Origin of the sequence: Streptomyces sp. NPDC014006 (genome assembly GCF_043088925.1) — a bacterium.
In the GTDB taxonomy this organism is placed as follows: domain Bacteria; phylum Actinomycetota; class Actinomycetes; order Streptomycetales; family Streptomycetaceae; genus Streptomyces.
The window spans coordinates 53,426-68,727 of record NZ_JBICAJ010000009.1 but is presented as its reverse complement, the minus strand read 5'-3'; the positions used below and the strand labels follow the sequence as shown (position 1 = coordinate 68,727).

13 protein-coding genes are annotated in these 15,302 nt (G+C 72.4%); 4 read left to right on the top strand and 9 right to left on the bottom strand.

Annotation, left to right across the window (positions count from 1 at the left end):
- Nucleotides 1-26: 26 nt before the first annotated feature.
- Complete coding sequence (locus ACF1GV_RS28235; RefSeq protein WP_391685892.1) at nucleotides 27-2,360, top strand: ATP-binding cassette domain-containing protein; 2,334 nt, start codon at nucleotides 27-29, stop codon at nucleotides 2,358-2,360.
- Here ACF1GV_RS28235 and ACF1GV_RS28230 read toward each other — a convergent pair.
- From ACF1GV_RS28230 to ACF1GV_RS28210, 5 genes are all read right to left on the bottom strand, one after another.
- The gene (locus tag ACF1GV_RS28230) at nucleotides 2,357-3,217 is read right to left on the bottom strand and encodes a lysophospholipid acyltransferase family protein (RefSeq protein ID WP_391685890.1); all 861 of its coding nucleotides are present in this window, start codon (nucleotides 3,215-3,217) and stop codon (nucleotides 2,357-2,359) included. The genes ACF1GV_RS28235 and ACF1GV_RS28230 overlap by 4 nt on opposite strands.
- Entirely contained in the window at nucleotides 3,217-3,990 is a 774-nt protein-coding gene (locus ACF1GV_RS28225; protein ID WP_391685888.1) for a GNAT family N-acetyltransferase, read from the bottom strand. Before ACF1GV_RS28225 ends, ACF1GV_RS28230 begins: the two co-directional genes overlap by 1 nt.
- 193 nt (nucleotides 3,991-4,183) lie before the next feature.
- Nucleotides 4,184-4,933 (bottom strand): succinate dehydrogenase/fumarate reductase iron-sulfur subunit, encoded by a 750-nt coding sequence (locus ACF1GV_RS28220; RefSeq protein ID WP_391685887.1) that lies wholly within the window; start codon nucleotides 4,931-4,933, stop codon nucleotides 4,184-4,186.
- On the bottom strand, nucleotides 4,930-6,879 hold the full coding sequence (locus ACF1GV_RS28215; protein ID WP_391685885.1) for a fumarate reductase/succinate dehydrogenase flavoprotein subunit: 1,950 nt from the start codon (nucleotides 6,877-6,879) through the stop codon (nucleotides 4,930-4,932). The genes ACF1GV_RS28220 and ACF1GV_RS28215 overlap by 4 nt, the downstream gene beginning before the upstream one ends.
- Before the next feature lies 1 nt (nucleotide 6,880).
- Complete coding sequence (locus ACF1GV_RS28210) at nucleotides 6,881-7,552, bottom strand: succinate dehydrogenase (protein WP_391685883.1); 672 nt, start codon at nucleotides 7,550-7,552, stop codon at nucleotides 6,881-6,883.
- A gap of 120 nt (nucleotides 7,553-7,672) precedes the next feature.
- Between ACF1GV_RS28210 and ACF1GV_RS28205 the strand changes: the two genes are divergently transcribed.
- Complete coding sequence (locus tag ACF1GV_RS28205) at nucleotides 7,673-8,557, top strand: LysR family transcriptional regulator (RefSeq protein WP_391685881.1); 885 nt, start codon at nucleotides 7,673-7,675, stop codon at nucleotides 8,555-8,557.
- A gap of 157 nt (nucleotides 8,558-8,714) precedes the next feature.
- On the opposite strand, the gene ACF1GV_RS28200 is transcribed toward ACF1GV_RS28205, so the two are convergent.
- The 4 genes from ACF1GV_RS28200 to ACF1GV_RS28185 form a co-directional block, all read right to left on the bottom strand.
- Nucleotides 8,715-9,410, bottom strand: a complete 696-nt coding sequence (locus ACF1GV_RS28200; protein ID WP_391685879.1) for an N-acyl homoserine lactonase family protein — start codon at nucleotides 9,408-9,410, stop codon at nucleotides 8,715-8,717.
- A 4-nt stretch (nucleotides 9,411-9,414) separates the two neighbouring features.
- Complete coding sequence (locus ACF1GV_RS28195) at nucleotides 9,415-11,550, bottom strand: putative bifunctional diguanylate cyclase/phosphodiesterase (protein ID WP_391685877.1); 2,136 nt, start codon at nucleotides 11,548-11,550, stop codon at nucleotides 9,415-9,417.
- On the bottom strand, nucleotides 11,547-12,359 hold the full coding sequence (locus ACF1GV_RS28190; RefSeq protein WP_363263849.1) for an SAM-dependent methyltransferase: 813 nt from the start codon (nucleotides 12,357-12,359) through the stop codon (nucleotides 11,547-11,549). Before ACF1GV_RS28190 ends, ACF1GV_RS28195 begins: the two co-directional genes overlap by 4 nt.
- Before the next feature lie 307 nt (nucleotides 12,360-12,666).
- A complete protein-coding gene (locus ACF1GV_RS28185) occupies nucleotides 12,667-13,614 on the bottom strand; it encodes an SCO0930 family lipoprotein (RefSeq protein WP_391685875.1) in 948 nt (315 codons plus the stop codon).
- A 766-nt stretch (nucleotides 13,615-14,380) separates the two neighbouring features.
- Between ACF1GV_RS28185 and ACF1GV_RS28180 the strand changes: the two genes are divergently transcribed.
- Together ACF1GV_RS28180 and ACF1GV_RS28175 are read left to right on the top strand one after the other, a co-directional pair.
- Nucleotides 14,381-14,509, top strand: coding sequence for a hypothetical protein (locus ACF1GV_RS28180; RefSeq protein WP_391685873.1), 129 nt, complete (start codon nucleotides 14,381-14,383; stop codon nucleotides 14,507-14,509).
- 18 nt (nucleotides 14,510-14,527) lie between these two features.
- On the top strand, nucleotides 14,528-15,292 hold the full coding sequence (locus tag ACF1GV_RS28175; RefSeq protein ID WP_391685871.1) for a hypothetical protein: 765 nt from the start codon (nucleotides 14,528-14,530) through the stop codon (nucleotides 15,290-15,292).
- The last annotated feature ends 10 nt before the right edge of the window (nucleotides 15,293-15,302 follow it).

Genomic DNA, 15,302 nt, shown 5'->3' with positions numbered 1-15,302 from the left:
CCCAGCAGCCGTACGGAGTCACCGCCATGCACAGCCCCCACGACCCGTACGTCCGGGTGCGCGGCGCCCGTGAGCACAACCTCCAGGGCGTGGACGTCGACATCCCGCGCGACGCGGTGGCGGTCTTCACCGGCGTGTCCGGGTCGGGCAAGTCGTCGCTGGCGTTCGGCACGATCTACGCCGAGGCGCAGCGCCGGTACTTCGAGTCGGTGGCGCCGTACGCGCGGCGGCTGATCCACCAGGTGGGCGCGCCGAAGGTCGGTGAGATCACCGGGCTGCCGCCCGCGGTGTCGCTGGAGCAGCGCCGCTCGGCGCCGACCTCGCGTTCCTCGGTGGGCACGGTGACGAACCTGTCCAACTCGCTGCGGATGCTGTTCTCGAGGGCCGGCGCCTATCCGCCGGGCGCCGAGCGCCTCGACTCCGACGCGTTCTCGCCGAACACGGCGGCCGGCGCCTGCCCCGCCTGCCACGGCCTCGGCCAGGTGCACGACACCAGCGAGGAGTTGCTGGTGCCGGATGCCTCGCTGTCGATCCGGGACGGCGCGATCGCCGCCTGGCCGGGCGCCTGGCAAGGCAAGAACCTGCGGGACGTCCTCGACGCGCTCGGCTACGACGTGGACCGGCCCTGGCGCGAACTGCCCGTCGAGCAGCGGGAGTGGATCCTGTTCACGGACGAGCAGCCCGTGGTGACCGTGCATCCGGTGCGGGACGCCGGCCGTATCCAACGGCCCTACCAGGGGACGTACATGAGCGCCCGGCGTTATGTGCTCAAGACGTTCGCGGACTCCAGGAGCCAGACGCTGCGGGCGAAGGCGGAACGCTTCCTGACCAGCGCGCCCTGTCCGGCCTGCGGGGGCAGCCGGCTGCGGCCGGAGGCGCTGGCGGTGACCTTCGCGGGCCGCACGATCGCCGAGCTGGCGGCGCTGCCGCTGGCGGAACTGGCGGACACGCTGACCGCCGACGGCGAGACGGCCCGCGTGCTCACCGAGGACCTGAAGTCACGGATCGCGCCGGTCCTCGAGCTGGGCCTGGGCTATCTCAGCCTGGACCGGGCCACACCGACCCTCTCGGCGGGCGAGCTCCAGCGGCTGCGGCTCGCGACGCAGCTGCGCTCCGGGCTGTTCGGGGTGGTGTACGTCCTCGACGAGCCGTCGGCGGGGCTGCACCCGGCGGACACCGAGGCGCTGCTGACGGTGCTGGCGCGACTGAAGAGGGCCGGGAACTCGGTGTTCGTGGTCGAGCACCACCTGGACGTGGTGCGCGGCGCCGACTGGCTGGTGGACGTCGGCCCGCGGGCCGGGGAGCACGGCGGGCGGGTGCTGCACAGCGGGCCGGTCGCCGAGCTGGCGGGGGTGGCGGAGTCGGCGACGGCGCGCTATCTCTTCGACGACTCCCCCGCGCCGGTGCGTGAGGTGCGTGCCCGGCGCGGGCAGCTGACGGTCGGTCCGGTCACCCGGCACAACCTGCGGCAGGTGACCGCCTCGTTCCCGCTCGGCGTGTTCACGGCCGTCACCGGGGTGTCGGGGTCCGGCAAGTCGACGCTGGTGGGCGAGATCACCGAGGACCTGCCGGGCGTGGGGCGGCTGGTATCGGTGGACCAGCGGCCGATCGGCCGGACCCCGCGCTCCAACCTGGCGACGTACACGGGCCTGTTCGACGTGGTGCGGAAGGTGTTCGCGGCCACGGACGAGGCGCGGGCCCGGGGTTACGGGGTGGGCCGGTTCTCCTTCAACGTGCCCGGTGGGCGGTGCGAGACCTGCCAGGGCGAGGGCTTCGTCAGCGTGGAGCTGCTGTTCCTGCCCAGCACCTACGCGCCGTGCCCGGACTGCGCGGGGGCCCGCTACAACCCCGAGACGCTCCAGGTGACCTACCGGGGGCGGACGATCGCCGAGGTGCTGGATCTGACGGTGGAGGCCGCGGCGGAGTTCTTCGCGGACACTCCGGCCGCCGCGCGCAGCCTGGGCACGCTGCTCGACGTGGGTCTCGGCTATCTCCGCCTCGGCCAGCCGGCGACGGAGCTGTCGGGCGGTGAGGCGCAGCGCATCAAGCTGGCGAGCGAGCTGCAGCGCGGCCGCCGCGGCCACACCCTGTATCTGCTGGACGAACCGACGACCGGCCTGCACCCGGCCGACGTGGAGGTGCTGATGCGCCAGTTGCACGGCCTGGTGGACGCCGGACACACGGTGGTGGTCGTCGAGCACGACATGACGGTGGTCGCGGCCGCCGACTGGGTGATCGATCTGGGCCCCGGCGGCGGCGACGCGGGCGGCCGCATCGTGGCGGCGGGCACCCCGGGGCACGTGGCCCGTGCGGAGGGCAGCGCGACGGCGCCGTATCTGGCGCGGACGCTGGGGCGCTAGGCGACGTCCGCGGGGAGGAGTGCGGGGCGTCGGGGTGCGGGCAGGCGTGTCGGGGTGAGGCCGGGCAGGTGCGCGCCCGTGGGCGGAGCGGGCTGCGCGGCCTGGGCGAGGGCGCGGCGGTCCGGGTGCCGGCCCGGTGGGATCGGGGCGCGGACCTCGGCCTCGGCCACCAGCCCGCGCGAGGACACCACCCGCCACACGGAGCTGAGCAGGCAGTCCTCGCCGACGAAGGCAGGGGCTGTCGAGGCCGCTCCCCCGGTGTGCCGGTAGTAGCGCAGGTGCACCGGCTGGACGGGGACACCGGCGTCGAGCGCGGCCTGGAACGCGGCGCGGCGGAAGCGGCCCTGGGCGCGGCCGCACCAGGTGCTGCCCTCGGGGAAGACGGCGACGGCCTGCCCGGCGCGCAGCGTGCCGGCGATCCGGGCGACCGTGCCGGGCAGGGCGCGCAGCCGGTCCCGGTCGATGAACAGGACGCCGCCACGCGCTGCCAGCGCCCCGGCGACCGGCCAGCCTCGTATCTCGGACTTGGCGAGCATGCGGGCCGGGCGGACGGCGGCCAGCAGCGGGACGTCCAGCCAGGAGATGTGGTTGGCGACCAGGAGCAGGCCCCCGGTGGGCGCGGCGGCGGTGCCGGTGATCCGCACCCGCACGCCGGCCGCCCGTACGACGCACCGGCACCAGATCCGCACGGCCGGCGCCGGGATCCGCGCGCCGAGCGGGGCCAGCGCGATCCCGACGAGCAGCACGGCGACCAGCCCGGCCAGCCTGAACACCGCGCGCGGTACGGCACTGATGCGCGCCCTCGCCTCCACGCACGTCCCGGGGGTGCAGGGGGCGCTGGGCAGCCAGACGCTCATCAGGCCGGGACGAGGGAGAGGAAGTGCCGCAGATAGCGCGGGTCGACGCGGCGCATCGGCAGCAGCACGTACAGGTCCGCCACCCCGAAGTCCGGGTCGTGGGCGGGCTCGCCGCACACCCAGGCGCCCAGGCGCAGATAGCCGCGAAGCAGGGCGGGCAGCTCGGCGCGGGGTGCCGGCGTGCCGGCCGTGCGCGGGGTCCACGGCAGCAGCGGGCGCACCCGGTACTCCTCGGGGGCGAGGTGCTTGGCCCGTACCCGGTCCCAGGTGGCGGCGGCGAGGGCGCCGCCGTCGGCGAGCGGCAGGGAGCAGCAGCCGGCCAGCCACTCGTGGCCGCGGTCGGCCATGTAGCGGGCGATGCCGGCCCAGATGAGGCCGATGACGGCGCCGTCACGGTGGTCGGGGTGGACGCAGGAACGGCCCACCTCGACGAGGCCGGGGCGGATCGCGTCGAGCGCGCCGAGGTCGAACTCGCCCTCGGAGTAGAGCTGTCCGGCGGCGGCGGCCCGCTCGGGCGGCAGCAGCCGATAGGTGCCGACGACCTGCCCGCTGGTCTCCTCGCGCACCAGCAGGTGGTCGCAGTACGCGTCGAAGGCGTCGATGTCGTGGCCGGGCTGCGGGGTGGTCAGCAGGGCGCCCGTCTCCCCGGCGAAGACGTCGTGCCGCAGCCGCTGCGCGGCCCGCACCTCGGCCTCGTCCCGGGTGAGGGAGACGGTGTAACGGGTGGGCGCGGCGGGCCGCGGCGGACGGTCGAGCGTGGAAACGCCGGTCATGGCTGACTCCTGGTACGGCCGGAAGGGCGAGGGGGCGGTACCCCTCGTTTCTTCCGACGCCGGTTGGCGTGGACGTGACCGCAGCCAGGAGCGAGGATGTGGAGCTGTTGAATGCCAGGCACCGAAGCGAGACGGGACCGGGGAGAGCACCAGCCCCCGGTCCCGCCCGTTCGCGCCTGACGGCGAACGTCTGTCAGCGCCTGGCGACCTTGCGGGTCGCGCGCAGCCACTCCTTGTTCATGTGGGTGATGGAGGTGAGCGGGATGCCCTTGGGGCAGGCGGTGGCGCACTCGCCGGCCAGAGTGCAGCCGCCGAAGCCCTCGGCGTCCATCTGGGCCACCATGTCCAGGACGCGGGTCTCGCGCTCGGGCGAGCCCTGCGGGAGGACTCCCAGGTGGTTCACCTTCGCTGAAGTGAACAGCATGGCCGCGCCGTTGGGGCAGGCGGCCACGCAGGCGCCGCAGCCGATGCACTCGGCGTGCTCGAAGGCGTAGTCCGCGTCGGCCTTCGGGACAGGGGTCGCGTGCGCCTCCGGTGCGGATCCGGTCGGGGCGGTGATGTAGCCGCCGGCCTGGATGATCCGGTCGAAGGCCGAGCGGTCGACGACCAGATCCTTCACTACCGGGAACGCCGCCGCCCGCCACGGCTCGATGTCGATCGTGTCGCCGTCCCGGAAGGACCGCATGTGCAACTGGCAGGTGGTGGTGCGCTCCGGGCCGTGCGCGTCGCCGTTGATGACGAGCGAGCACGCGCCGCAGATGCCCTCGCGGCAGTCGTGGTCGAAGGCGACCGGGTCCTCACCGGAGAGGATGAGCTGTTCGTTGAGGACGTCCAGCATCTCCAGGAAGGACATGTCGGGCGAGACGCCGTCCACCTCGTAGGTGGACATGGCGCCGTCGGCGTCGGCGTTCTTCTGCCGCCAGACGCGCAGGGTGAGCTTCATGCGTAGCTCCGCTGGGTGGGGTGGACGTACTCGAAGACCAGGTCTTCCTTGTGCAGGACGGGAGCCTCGCCGGTGCCGGTGAACTGCCAGGCCGCCGCGTAGGAGAACTCGTCGTCCCGGCGGGCGGCCTCGCCGTCGGAGGTCTGGGACTCCTCGCGGAAGTGGCCGCCGCAGGACTCGGCGCGGTGCAGCGCGTCGAGGCACATCAGCTCGGCCAGTTCCAGGTAGTCGACGATGCGGTTCGCCTTCTCCAGGGACTGGTTGAGCTCCTCGCCACTGCCGGGCACCTTGATGCGGCGCCAGAACTCCTCGCGGATCTCCGGGATCCGCTCGAGCGCCTTGCGCAGGCCCGCGTCGGTGCGGGCCATGCCGCAGAACTCCCACATCAGTTCGCCGAGTTCGCGGTGGAAGGAGTCCGGGGTGCGGTCACCGTCGACGGACAGCAGCAGGTTCAGCCGGTCCTCGGTCTCGGCCAGGACCTCCTGGACGACCGGGTGCTCGTCGGTGACCGTGTCCCCCAGCGGGTTGCGCGCGAGGTAGTCGTTGATCGTCGCCGGCAGCACGAAGTAGCCGTCGGCCAGGCCCTGCATCAGCGCGGACGCACCGAGCCGGTTGGCGCCGTGGTCGGAGAAGTTCGCCTCGCCGATCGCGAACAGGCCCGGGATCGTGGTCTGCAGGTCGTAGTCGACCCACAGGCCGCCCATCGTGTAGTGCACGGCCGGGTAGATCCGCATCGGCACCTGGTACGGATCCTCGTCGGTGATCCGCTGGTACATGTCGAAGAGGTTGCCGTACCTGGCCTCGACCGCCTTGCGGCCCATGCGCTTGATGGCGTCCGCGAAGTCCAGGTAGACGCCCTGCCCGCCGGGGCCGACACCGCGGCCCTCGTCGCAGACGTTCTTCGCGGCGCGGGAGGCGATGTCGCGCGGGACGAGGTTGCCGAAGGAGGGGTAGATGCGCTCCAGGTAGTAGTCGCGCTCGTCCTCGGGGATCGCGTTCGGCGCACGGGTGTCGCCCTTGGCCTTGGGCACCCAGATCCGGCCGTCGTTGCGCAGCGACTCGCTCATCAGCGTCAGCTTCGACTGGTGGTCGCCGGTGCGCGGGATGCAGGTGGGGTGGATCTGGGTGAAGCACGGGTTGGCGAAGTAGGCTCCGCGCCGGTGCGCCCGCCAGACCGCGGTCGCGTTGGAGTTCATCGCGTTGGTCGACAGGTAGAAGACGTTGCCGTAGCCGCCGGAGGCGAGAACGACCGCGTCGGCGAAGTACGTCGAGATCTTCCCGGTGATCAGATCGCGCGCCACGATGCCTCGGGCCCGGCCGTCGACGACGATCAGGTCGAGCATCTCGGTGCGCGCGTGCATCTCCACGTTGCCCGCGGCGATCTGCCGGCTGAGGGCCTGGTAGGCGCCGAGCAGCAGCTGCTGGCCCGTCTGCCCGCGGGCGTAGAAGGTGCGGGAGACCTGGACGCCGCCGAAGGAGCGGGTGTCGAGCAGGCCGCCGTACTCGCGGGCGAAGGGCACGCCCTGGGCCACGCACTGGTCGATGATCTCGACGGAGATCTGCGCGAGCCGGTGCACGTTCGACTCGCGCGCCCGGAAGTCGCCGCCCTTGACGGTGTCGTAGAACAGCCGGTGGACGGAGTCGCCGTCGTTGCGGTAGTTCTTCGCCGCGTTGATGCCTCCTTGCGCGGCGATGGAGTGGGCGCGGCGCGGGGAGTCCTGGTAGCAGAACTGGACGACGTGGTAGCCCTGTTCGGCGAGGGTGGCGCCCGCCGAGCCGCCCGCGAGCCCGGTGCCGACGACGATCACCGTGTGCTTGCGCCGGTTGGCGGGGTTGACCAGCTTGGCCTCGAAGCGGCGCGTGTCCCAGCGCTCGTGGATCGGGCCGGCGGGGGCCTTGGTGTCGGCGATCGGTTCGCCGGGCGTGTAGTCGACGTAGGAGGTCATGTCAGCTCACCACTCCGGTCATGACGCCCACGGGGACGGCGATGAAACCGGCCGTGAGCAGCAGCGCGAGGATGTTCGCGACGGTCTTGAGGGTCCGGTTGCGGGTGCGGCTGCCGGCGCCGAGGGTCTGGGCGGCGCTGAAGAAGCCGTGCCGGATGTGCAGGCCGAGGGCGAGCATCGCGACGATGTAGATCACGTTGCCGTACCAGGTGGAGAAGGTGTCCACGACGTTCTGGTACTGGTGGCCCTCCTGGAAACCGCCGGAGTGCACGGTGCCGGTGGTCAGGTCCAGGATGTGCCAGACGATGAACAGGCCGAGGATGATCCCGCCCCAGCGCATGGTGCGCGTCGCGTAGCTCGCCCGCGGCTTGGAGTGCACGTACTTGCTGGGCCGCGCCCTGATGTCGCGGCGGCTGAGCTGGTACGCGGAGACGGCGTGCGCGACGACCGCGGCGATCAGGACGACGCGGACCAGCCACAGCGTCCACTCGTAGTGCATGAAGGGCTCGCCGACGGTGCGCAGCCAGCGCGCGTAGTGGTTGAACTCCCCGGCGCCGAAGAAGATCTTCAGATTGCCGATCACATGGGCGACCAGGTACAGCAGCATGATCACGCCGCTGACGGCCATGACCGTCTTCTTGCCGACGGTGGAGTCCCACACGGTGCGTGCCATGGACGGCCGTCGGTCCGTCCGCGTTGCCAGAGCCATGTCTCAGCACGCTAGGGGCTGGGAGGGCGATCGGTCCAAGACATGGTCCAGCTTGATTCGATAGGCGGAGCCTATGCTGGCTGGATGCAGTTCCAGCAGCTCCAGTACTTCGTCGCCGTCGCCGAGACCCGCCACTTCACGCGGGCCGCCGAGCAGGTCCATGTCGCCCAGCCGTCGCTGTCCCAGCAGATCAAGGCGCTGGAGCGGGAGCTGGGCGCCGATCTGTTCCAGCGGGCGCGCGGCAACATCACGCTGACCGACGCCGGGGAGACCCTGCTGCCGCTCGCGCGGCGGATCCTGGCCGACGCCGACACCGCGCGCCACGAGGTGCAGGAGCTGGCGCAGCTGCGGCGGGGCCGGGTGCGGCTCGGCGCCACGCCCAGTCTGTGCACGGGCCTGCTGCCGGACGTGCTGCGGGCCTTCCACGACCGCTACCCGGGCATCCAGCTGCTGATCGAGGAGAGCGGCTCGCACGACCTGGTACGGGAGCTGGCCCGCGGCGCGCTGGACCTGGCGCTGGTGGTGCTGCCCCTGCCGACGCCGTCGCCGGCCCTGACCACGGTGGAGCTGCTGCGCGAGGACCTGGTCGTGGTGTCCTCACCGGAGGCGCCGACGCCGGGCGGCGGGCGGCGGGCGGTGCGGATCGCCGACCTGGAGGGCGAGCGTCTGGTGATGTTCCGGCACGGGTACGACTTGCGGGAGCTGACGGTGGCGGCCTGTCGTTCCGCCGGGTTCGAGCCGGACTTCGCGGTGGAGGGCGGTGAGATGGACGCGGTGCTGGGGTTCGTGCGGGCGGGGCTCGGGGTGGCCGTCGTGCCCCGTATGGTGGCGGCGCGGTCGGGGCGCGGCCTGCGGGTCACTGCGTTGGCCCGGCCGGGGTTGCATCGGACGATCGCGCTCGCCCATCGCAGCGATGTGGCTCCGCCTCGGGCTGCGCGGGAGTTGCAGCGGATGCTTCTTGAGCGGTGAAGCCGGGGCGGGCTTCGCATCAGCGCCGTTGAGCTTCGGCCGGCTCGGCGTCCGCGGGTTCGTTGTGGTTGCTCGCGCAGTTTCCCCGCGCCCCTTTGCGCCCCTGCGGGGCGCGGCGGGCCGGGCCGGCTGGTGCCGTGCAGGGTGGCCCGGAGCGTCAGGGGCCCTGGGGCGGCTCCCACACCGAGGCGTCGTGCGCGAAGAGGACGCGGCGGGGGTCGAAGGCGGCCAGGCGGTCCAGCCAGGGCCGGTACGGGGGCAGGGGTGGTGCGGCGCCGTCGCGGGCCGCCTCGCGGGCCAGGTGGTCCGCGGCGAAGTCGGAGGCGAAGTCGTGGGCCTGCCCGGCGAGCACGACCGTGCCGTCGCTCAGGCGCACCACCAGCGACTGGTGGCCCTCGGTGTGCCCGGGCGTCGGGACGATCCACACGCCCGGGCGGATCTCCGCCTCGCCTTTCAGCTCCTCGTACGTCACGCCGGGGAAGTCGATCAGCTCGTCGAAGGTGTAGCCCCCGGCGCGGGCCGTGACCAGCTCCACGTCCTGGACCACGACGGGCGTGCCCGGGAAGAGCGGGTTGCCGCCGCAGTGGTCGAAGTGGAGGTGGCAGTTGACGACGAGGGTGATGTCCTCGGGGGCCACCCTGGCCGCCGCCAGGGCCTCGCGCAGCCCTCGGCGACGGGGCCGGTAGTGGGCCTCCGTCTCCGGGCTCGCCGCTCCGATCCCGGTGTCGAACAGGATCGGGCCCCGCTCGTGACTCACGAGGTAGGCCAGGACGGGCTCGACGCGCGGATGCGCCCCACCGGTCTCCGGGGCCGGGCGCACGAAGTACCCGAGGTCCAGCCGCCGTATCCGCATCGGTTCAGCCCCTCGCGTCCGCCAGGGCCAATTCGTGCAGCCGTTCCGGTGGGCCGGGGCGGGCGTAGTACCAGCCCTGGGCGGTGTCGCAGCCCAGTATCCGCAGCTGTTCGGCCTGGGCGCCGGTCTCCACGCCCTCGACGGTGACCGCGAGGTCGAGGCTGTGGGCGAGCGAGACGATTCCCTCGACGATCTTCAGGTCGACGGGGTCGGCCGGGAACTGCTGCATGCCCTGCGTGAAGGACCGGTCCAGCTTCAGGACGGACACCGGCAGCCGGCGCAGGTTCGCCAGGTTCGAGTAGCCCGTGCCGAAGTCGTCCAGGGCGATGTCGATGCCCATCTCGGCCAGCCGGCGCAGCGGTTTGAGCAGGTCGTCGTCGGCGCCGATCAGGGCCGACTCGGTCACCTCCAGGCACAGCGCGTCCGGTTCCACGCCCGCGCGCTCCAGGATGTCCACGGTGTCCTGCACCAGCCCGGGATGGGTGAGCTGGCACGGCGAGAGGTTGACGTTGATGCGCAGCGGGCCCGCCCCGGCGTTGCGTTCACGCCACTGGCGCGCCTGGCGCACCGCCTGGTCCAGCACCCACCGGCCCAGCGGCACGATGAGCCCCGTGTGCTCGGCGAGCGGGATGAACCGGTCGGGGCCGAGCACTCCGTGCTGCGGGTGCAGCCAGCGCACCAGCGCCTCCGCGCCGCGTACGCTGCCGTCGCCGAGGTGCACCAGCGGCTGGTACTCGATGAAGAACTCGCCGCGCTCCAGGGCGGCCGGCAGCGCCGTGGTCAGCCCGTGCCGGGTGATGGCGCGGGCGTCGGCCTCCGGGTCGGCGAGTTCGAAGCGGTTGCCGCCGGCCGATTTCGCCCGGTACATGGTGATGTCGGCGCTGCGCAGCACCTCCGCCGCGCTGCGCTCACCGGCGGCGCCCTCGACGATGCCGATGCTGCCGCGCACCGTCAGCTCGCGGCCGTCGATGCGTACGGGCGCGAGGAGGGCGTTCATGATGCGCGCGGCGAGTTCGTCGACCTCGCGCCGGCTGTCGGGTCCGGTGGTCAGCGCGACGAACTCGTCGCCGCCGAGCCGGGCCACCATCTCGCCGGGCGCGGTCGCGCAGGACTGCAGCCGGTCGGCGACCTCGACGAGCAGCCGGTCGCCGGCCGCGTGTCCGAGGCTGTCGTTGATGGTCTTGAAGCCGTCGAGGTCCAGGTAGCACAGGCCGAAGCGCTGTCCCCCGCGCTGGGCGAGGACCTTCTCCAGCCGCTCGAAGAACAGCGTGCGGTTGGGCAGACCGGTCAGCGCGTCGTGCGTGGCCTCGTAGCGCAGCCGCAGGTTGAGCAGGCGCCGCTCGGTGGTGTCCTCCATCAACGCCAGCTGGTACTGCGGCTCGCCGTCGGCGTCGCGCAGCAGGGAGACCGTCAGGTTGGTCCACAGGACCGTTCCGTCGGGGCGGTAGAACGCCTTCTCCACGTGGTAGTGCTCGCGTTCGCCGCGTACCAGCTCGTCGTACAGGCGCCACACCTGCGGGGCGTCCTCGGCGTGCGTCCACTCCTTGACGTTGCGGCCGCGCACCGCCTGCTCGATGCCGCCGAACATGCGCACCAGCGCGCCGTTGACCTGCAGTATGGTGCCGTCGAGGTCGGCGATGCCGATTCCTATGGCGGCACCCTCGAACACCGCACGGAAGCGGGCCTCGCTGGCGTGCAGCGCCTGCGCCACCACGCCCTGCGCCTGCAACGCCGCCTGCGCGATGGCCTCCTGCTCGCCCAGGGTGCGTTCGCGCAGCGCCTGCGCGTAGCCGGCGGCCATGGCGTGCTGGAGCCGGGAGCAGCGGGTGCGCAGCTCCTCCGGATCGCCGTCGCCGCCGCAGTAGAGCACGAGGTAGGCGTCCACGCAGTCCAGGGTGCGGTTGAGCGCCTCCGGGTCGGTGCAGTGCGCGGCGACCAGCGCGGCGCCGATCGCCCGGCCCTCCTCGGTGACCGTGGCCTGCGCGTGCAGTGCCTCGCTGAGCCGCCGGGCCAGGGGAAGCAGGTGCGCCTCGAACTCCGGCCGGGTCGCCGAGGTGGAGGTCAGCGGGAACACCGCCCGGGCCCAGATCGTGGCGAACCGGCGCAGTCTGTCCTCCGGCCCGTCCGGTTCCGCGCTCACGCCGTACGCCCCACGCCCGCGAAGCCGGAGAAGGCGAACGGGTCCTCGTCCTCCGGCGCCGTCTCGGGCCGCCACAGCGGCATCGGCACCAGCCCCGGCTCCACCATCTCGTACCCCTCGAAGAACCGCGCGATCTCGTCAGGCGAGCGCATGACCAACGGGTGGCGAATGTCCTGGTACACGTCCACCGCACCCCCTGCCCGCTCGGGAGGCACCGGGATTCCCTCGTACGAGGCATGCGTGAGCGCCAGCAGGCTGCCGGGCGCGAGCGCGTCGCGCAGTTCGGCCACTGCGGCGTACGGGTCGTCCTCGTCCTCCACGAAGTGCAGTATGGCAACGAGGAGCAGCGCCACCGGCCGCTTCAGGTCGATCAGCCGCTCCACCTGCTCACTGGCCAGGATCTCGTGGGGCTTGAGCAGATCCGCCGCGACGACGTCGGCGTTCTCGTTGCCCTCCAGCACCGCTTGGCTGTGCGCCACCGCCACCGGGTCGTGGTCGACGTAGACGACGCGCGCGCCGGGGCGGGCGCTCTGGGCGATCTCGTGGACGTTGCCGAAGGTGGGGATGCCGGAGCCGATGTCGAGGAACTGGGTGATGCCCTCGTCGGCCGCGAAGCGCACGGCCCGGCGCATGAACGCCCGGTTCGCCTGCATGACCTTGGGCAGCCCCGGCAGGAACTCCATGGCCCTGCGGGCGGCTTCCCGGTCCACCTCGAAGTTGTGCGAACCGCCCAGGTAGTAGTCGTAGATGCGCGAGACGCTCGGCACCGAGATGTCGATGCTTCGGGGGGCCCAAGCGGGACGCTCCATCCATCTCTCCAAGGCGTAGGCGATCCGGTGTTCGAGCAGAGGCTACTGATCGTCGGGTCAAGTAGCGAGCAGAACCGGAAATTGACCGTCCGTTCCCGGTCACTGCCTGCGGCACGTGCGTGTGCGGGGCCGCGCCACGTTACTACCGCACGTGTCCGGGGTGCTGCGCAGAGTACAGGGCGGCGCACACAGCGAACCGCCCCCTCCGTGCAGCGAACCGCCCCCTCCGTGCGGTGCGGAGGGGGCGGTCCGTCGGCCGTGCGCGCCACCCGGGCGGGGGGGCGGACACCCTGGGAGGTGTGATCCGTCACTTCTTCGGCGCGCCGACCGGCTTTCCGTCGGGTGCGACGGCGTACCAGGTGCCGCCGACGCCCTGACCGTTGATGTCCCCGGGGGTCTTGTCACCGGAGAAGGTGTAGACGGGCCAGCAGTTGACCGTCTGCTGCTTGACGCCGTCGGGCCGGGTGAAGCTCATCAGGCCCTTCTTCTTCACGTCCTTGGTGTCGCCGGCGGCGACGGGTTCGACGGCCGGCCACTTCTGCAGACAGGCGCCGGTGCAGGCGGAGACCGGCTTGGGCCAGGCCTGGTCCTTCAGGAAGCGGTAGACGGTCATGCCGTTGCGGTCGACGACGATGTCACCGAGGTTGGGGTCCTTGCGGACGGACAGTCCGGGCAGATCGGATGCTTTCGCCTTCTTGCCGTCGGGAGCGAGCGCGAACCACTTGCCCTTGAGGCCTTGGCCCTTGACCTCGCCCGCCTTGACGTCCTTGGCGTAGCGGTACGCCGGCCAGCCGCCGATGGTGAGCTGCTTGGTGCCGTCGGCGCGGGTGACCTCGCCCAGCTCGGACGGCTCGATGCCGGTACCGGCGATGACGTCGTCCGCGGGTACCGGCGGCCACACCTTGGCGCAGTCGCCGTCGCAGGTCGACTTGGACGGATCGGCGGTGTCCGCGTCGAAGCGGTACAGGGTGAGCCCGGAGCCGTCGGTGAGCACCTTGCCCAGTTCGGCGTTGTCGGTGACGGACAGCTTGCCCGCGGGGGCCGGCCGGGCCTGCGGTGCGGAGCTCTGGCCGGAGGAGCCGTTGCCGACGCCGTAACCGCCGCCGGCGGTGCTGTAGCCACCGACCGGGGCCGTGGCACCGACGTTCTGGGCGGCCGCCTTGGCACCACCGTCGCCCTGCCCGCACGCCGTCGTCAGCGCCAGTACGGCCACGGCGCCCACCGCGAGCGAGGCGCTCCGCCACGAGGTCTTCATCGTCAACTCCCCACGTTCACAAATGTGTTGCAGCGCCCTGCTGCGTCGCTGCACGGCATGGGGTACGCAGCGGGACGGTGGGTGTGTTCAACGCCGGTGCGGAAATCTTTGCGGAGGGGGTGATTCCGTCGGACAGGCGTGCGGAGCGCCGGACATACGAGCGTCAGCCGTGCACGGCGCCACGCCGAGCGCCGTCGCTCATTCGGAGCATTCCGCCGCCGGCCAGGCATGACGGGGTCCCGCGCACCTCATGATCTGCGTCGTGTATGGACCCGGACCGACCCGAACCACCGTGGGCACACGGGTGCTGGCCGCGGTGGCCCTGAGCTGGTTCCTGGTGGGCGCACCGGCCGGGACGGCGACGGCCGACGCCTGCGCCTACGCCTCGACCGGACCGGACGGGGTGACGGCGGTGGCGGCGGCCGGCAGCCTCGACTGGCCGATCCCGCCCGGGTGTTCACCGAGCCCGACACCCAGTCCGACTCCCCCGCCACCACCGCCTCCTCCACCGCCACCGCCGCCTGTGCCGCCACCTCCGCCTGTGCCTGTGCCTTCGCCGAAACCACCGCCGCCGAAGCCGGCACCGAAACCCCCGCCGACGAAACCGCGGCCCACGCCTGCGGCCCCGGCACCACCGGCCCCCGCACCACCGGAGCTCGCACCACCGGCGCCCGCGCCCCGGCCCGCGCCGGTCCGCCCGGCCCCGCCTCCGCCGCCGGTCCCCACGCCCACCCCGACGCCGGCACCGCGGCCCTCCACGAGCCCGGTGAACTACCCGCGGCAGCACGCGGCGCCGCCCCGACGGCAGCGCAGCCACCACGTCTCGCCCGTCGTCTATGTCCTGCTCATCACCACGCCCGCGATCGTGGCCGTCGCCGCGCTCCGCCCGCGCTGAGCCCCGGAGGTACCCCCGTTGCCGGAATGGCTTGTTCTCACCCTCGCGATGCTGGCCGCCTGTGTCGTGGTGGTCGTCATCACGCTCGTCCGTCACCGCACGGCGGCCGAGGACGAGGACCCCAGTGAGACTCCGGACGTCATCGAGTACATGACCATGTGGATCGGCGTGGTCTACGCCATCGTCCTGGGCCTGGCGATCGCGGGCGTGTGGGAGGCGCGCAGCACCGCGCAGGACCATGTGCAGGCGGAGGCGCAGGCGCTGCACGAGATCGACCAGCGCGTCCGGGTCTATCCCGGTCCGATCCGTGACCGGATCCGGGCGGATGTCAACGCCTATGTCGGACACGTCGCCACCAAGGAGTGGAAGGCGATGGAGGACCACGGCGCGGTCACCGAGCGCGGCACCCGCCTGCTCGACGGGCTGCGCCGGGACGTCACCGACTACCAGCCGCGCAACGACTTCGAGGCGCAGGCCTACCAGCCGCTGCTCGACCAGGTCACCGCGGCCGACGAAGCCCGCACCGCCCGTGCGAACGCCACCTCGCCGACCATGCCGGGCGTGGTGTGGTTCGGGCTGCTCACCGGGGCGGTGGTCACCATCGGCATGGTCTTCGCCCTCCAGATCCGCCGCACCCCGCGCGAACTGGTCCTCGCGGGCCTCTTCTCGGCCCTTATCGCCTTCCTGCTGTTCCTGATCTGGGACTTCGACGCGCCGTACAGCCGGGACACGGCCGCGTCGATGGAGCCGTTGCTCAGCCTCTTCCCGCACGCCAAGGGGTGAGTCACGCCTC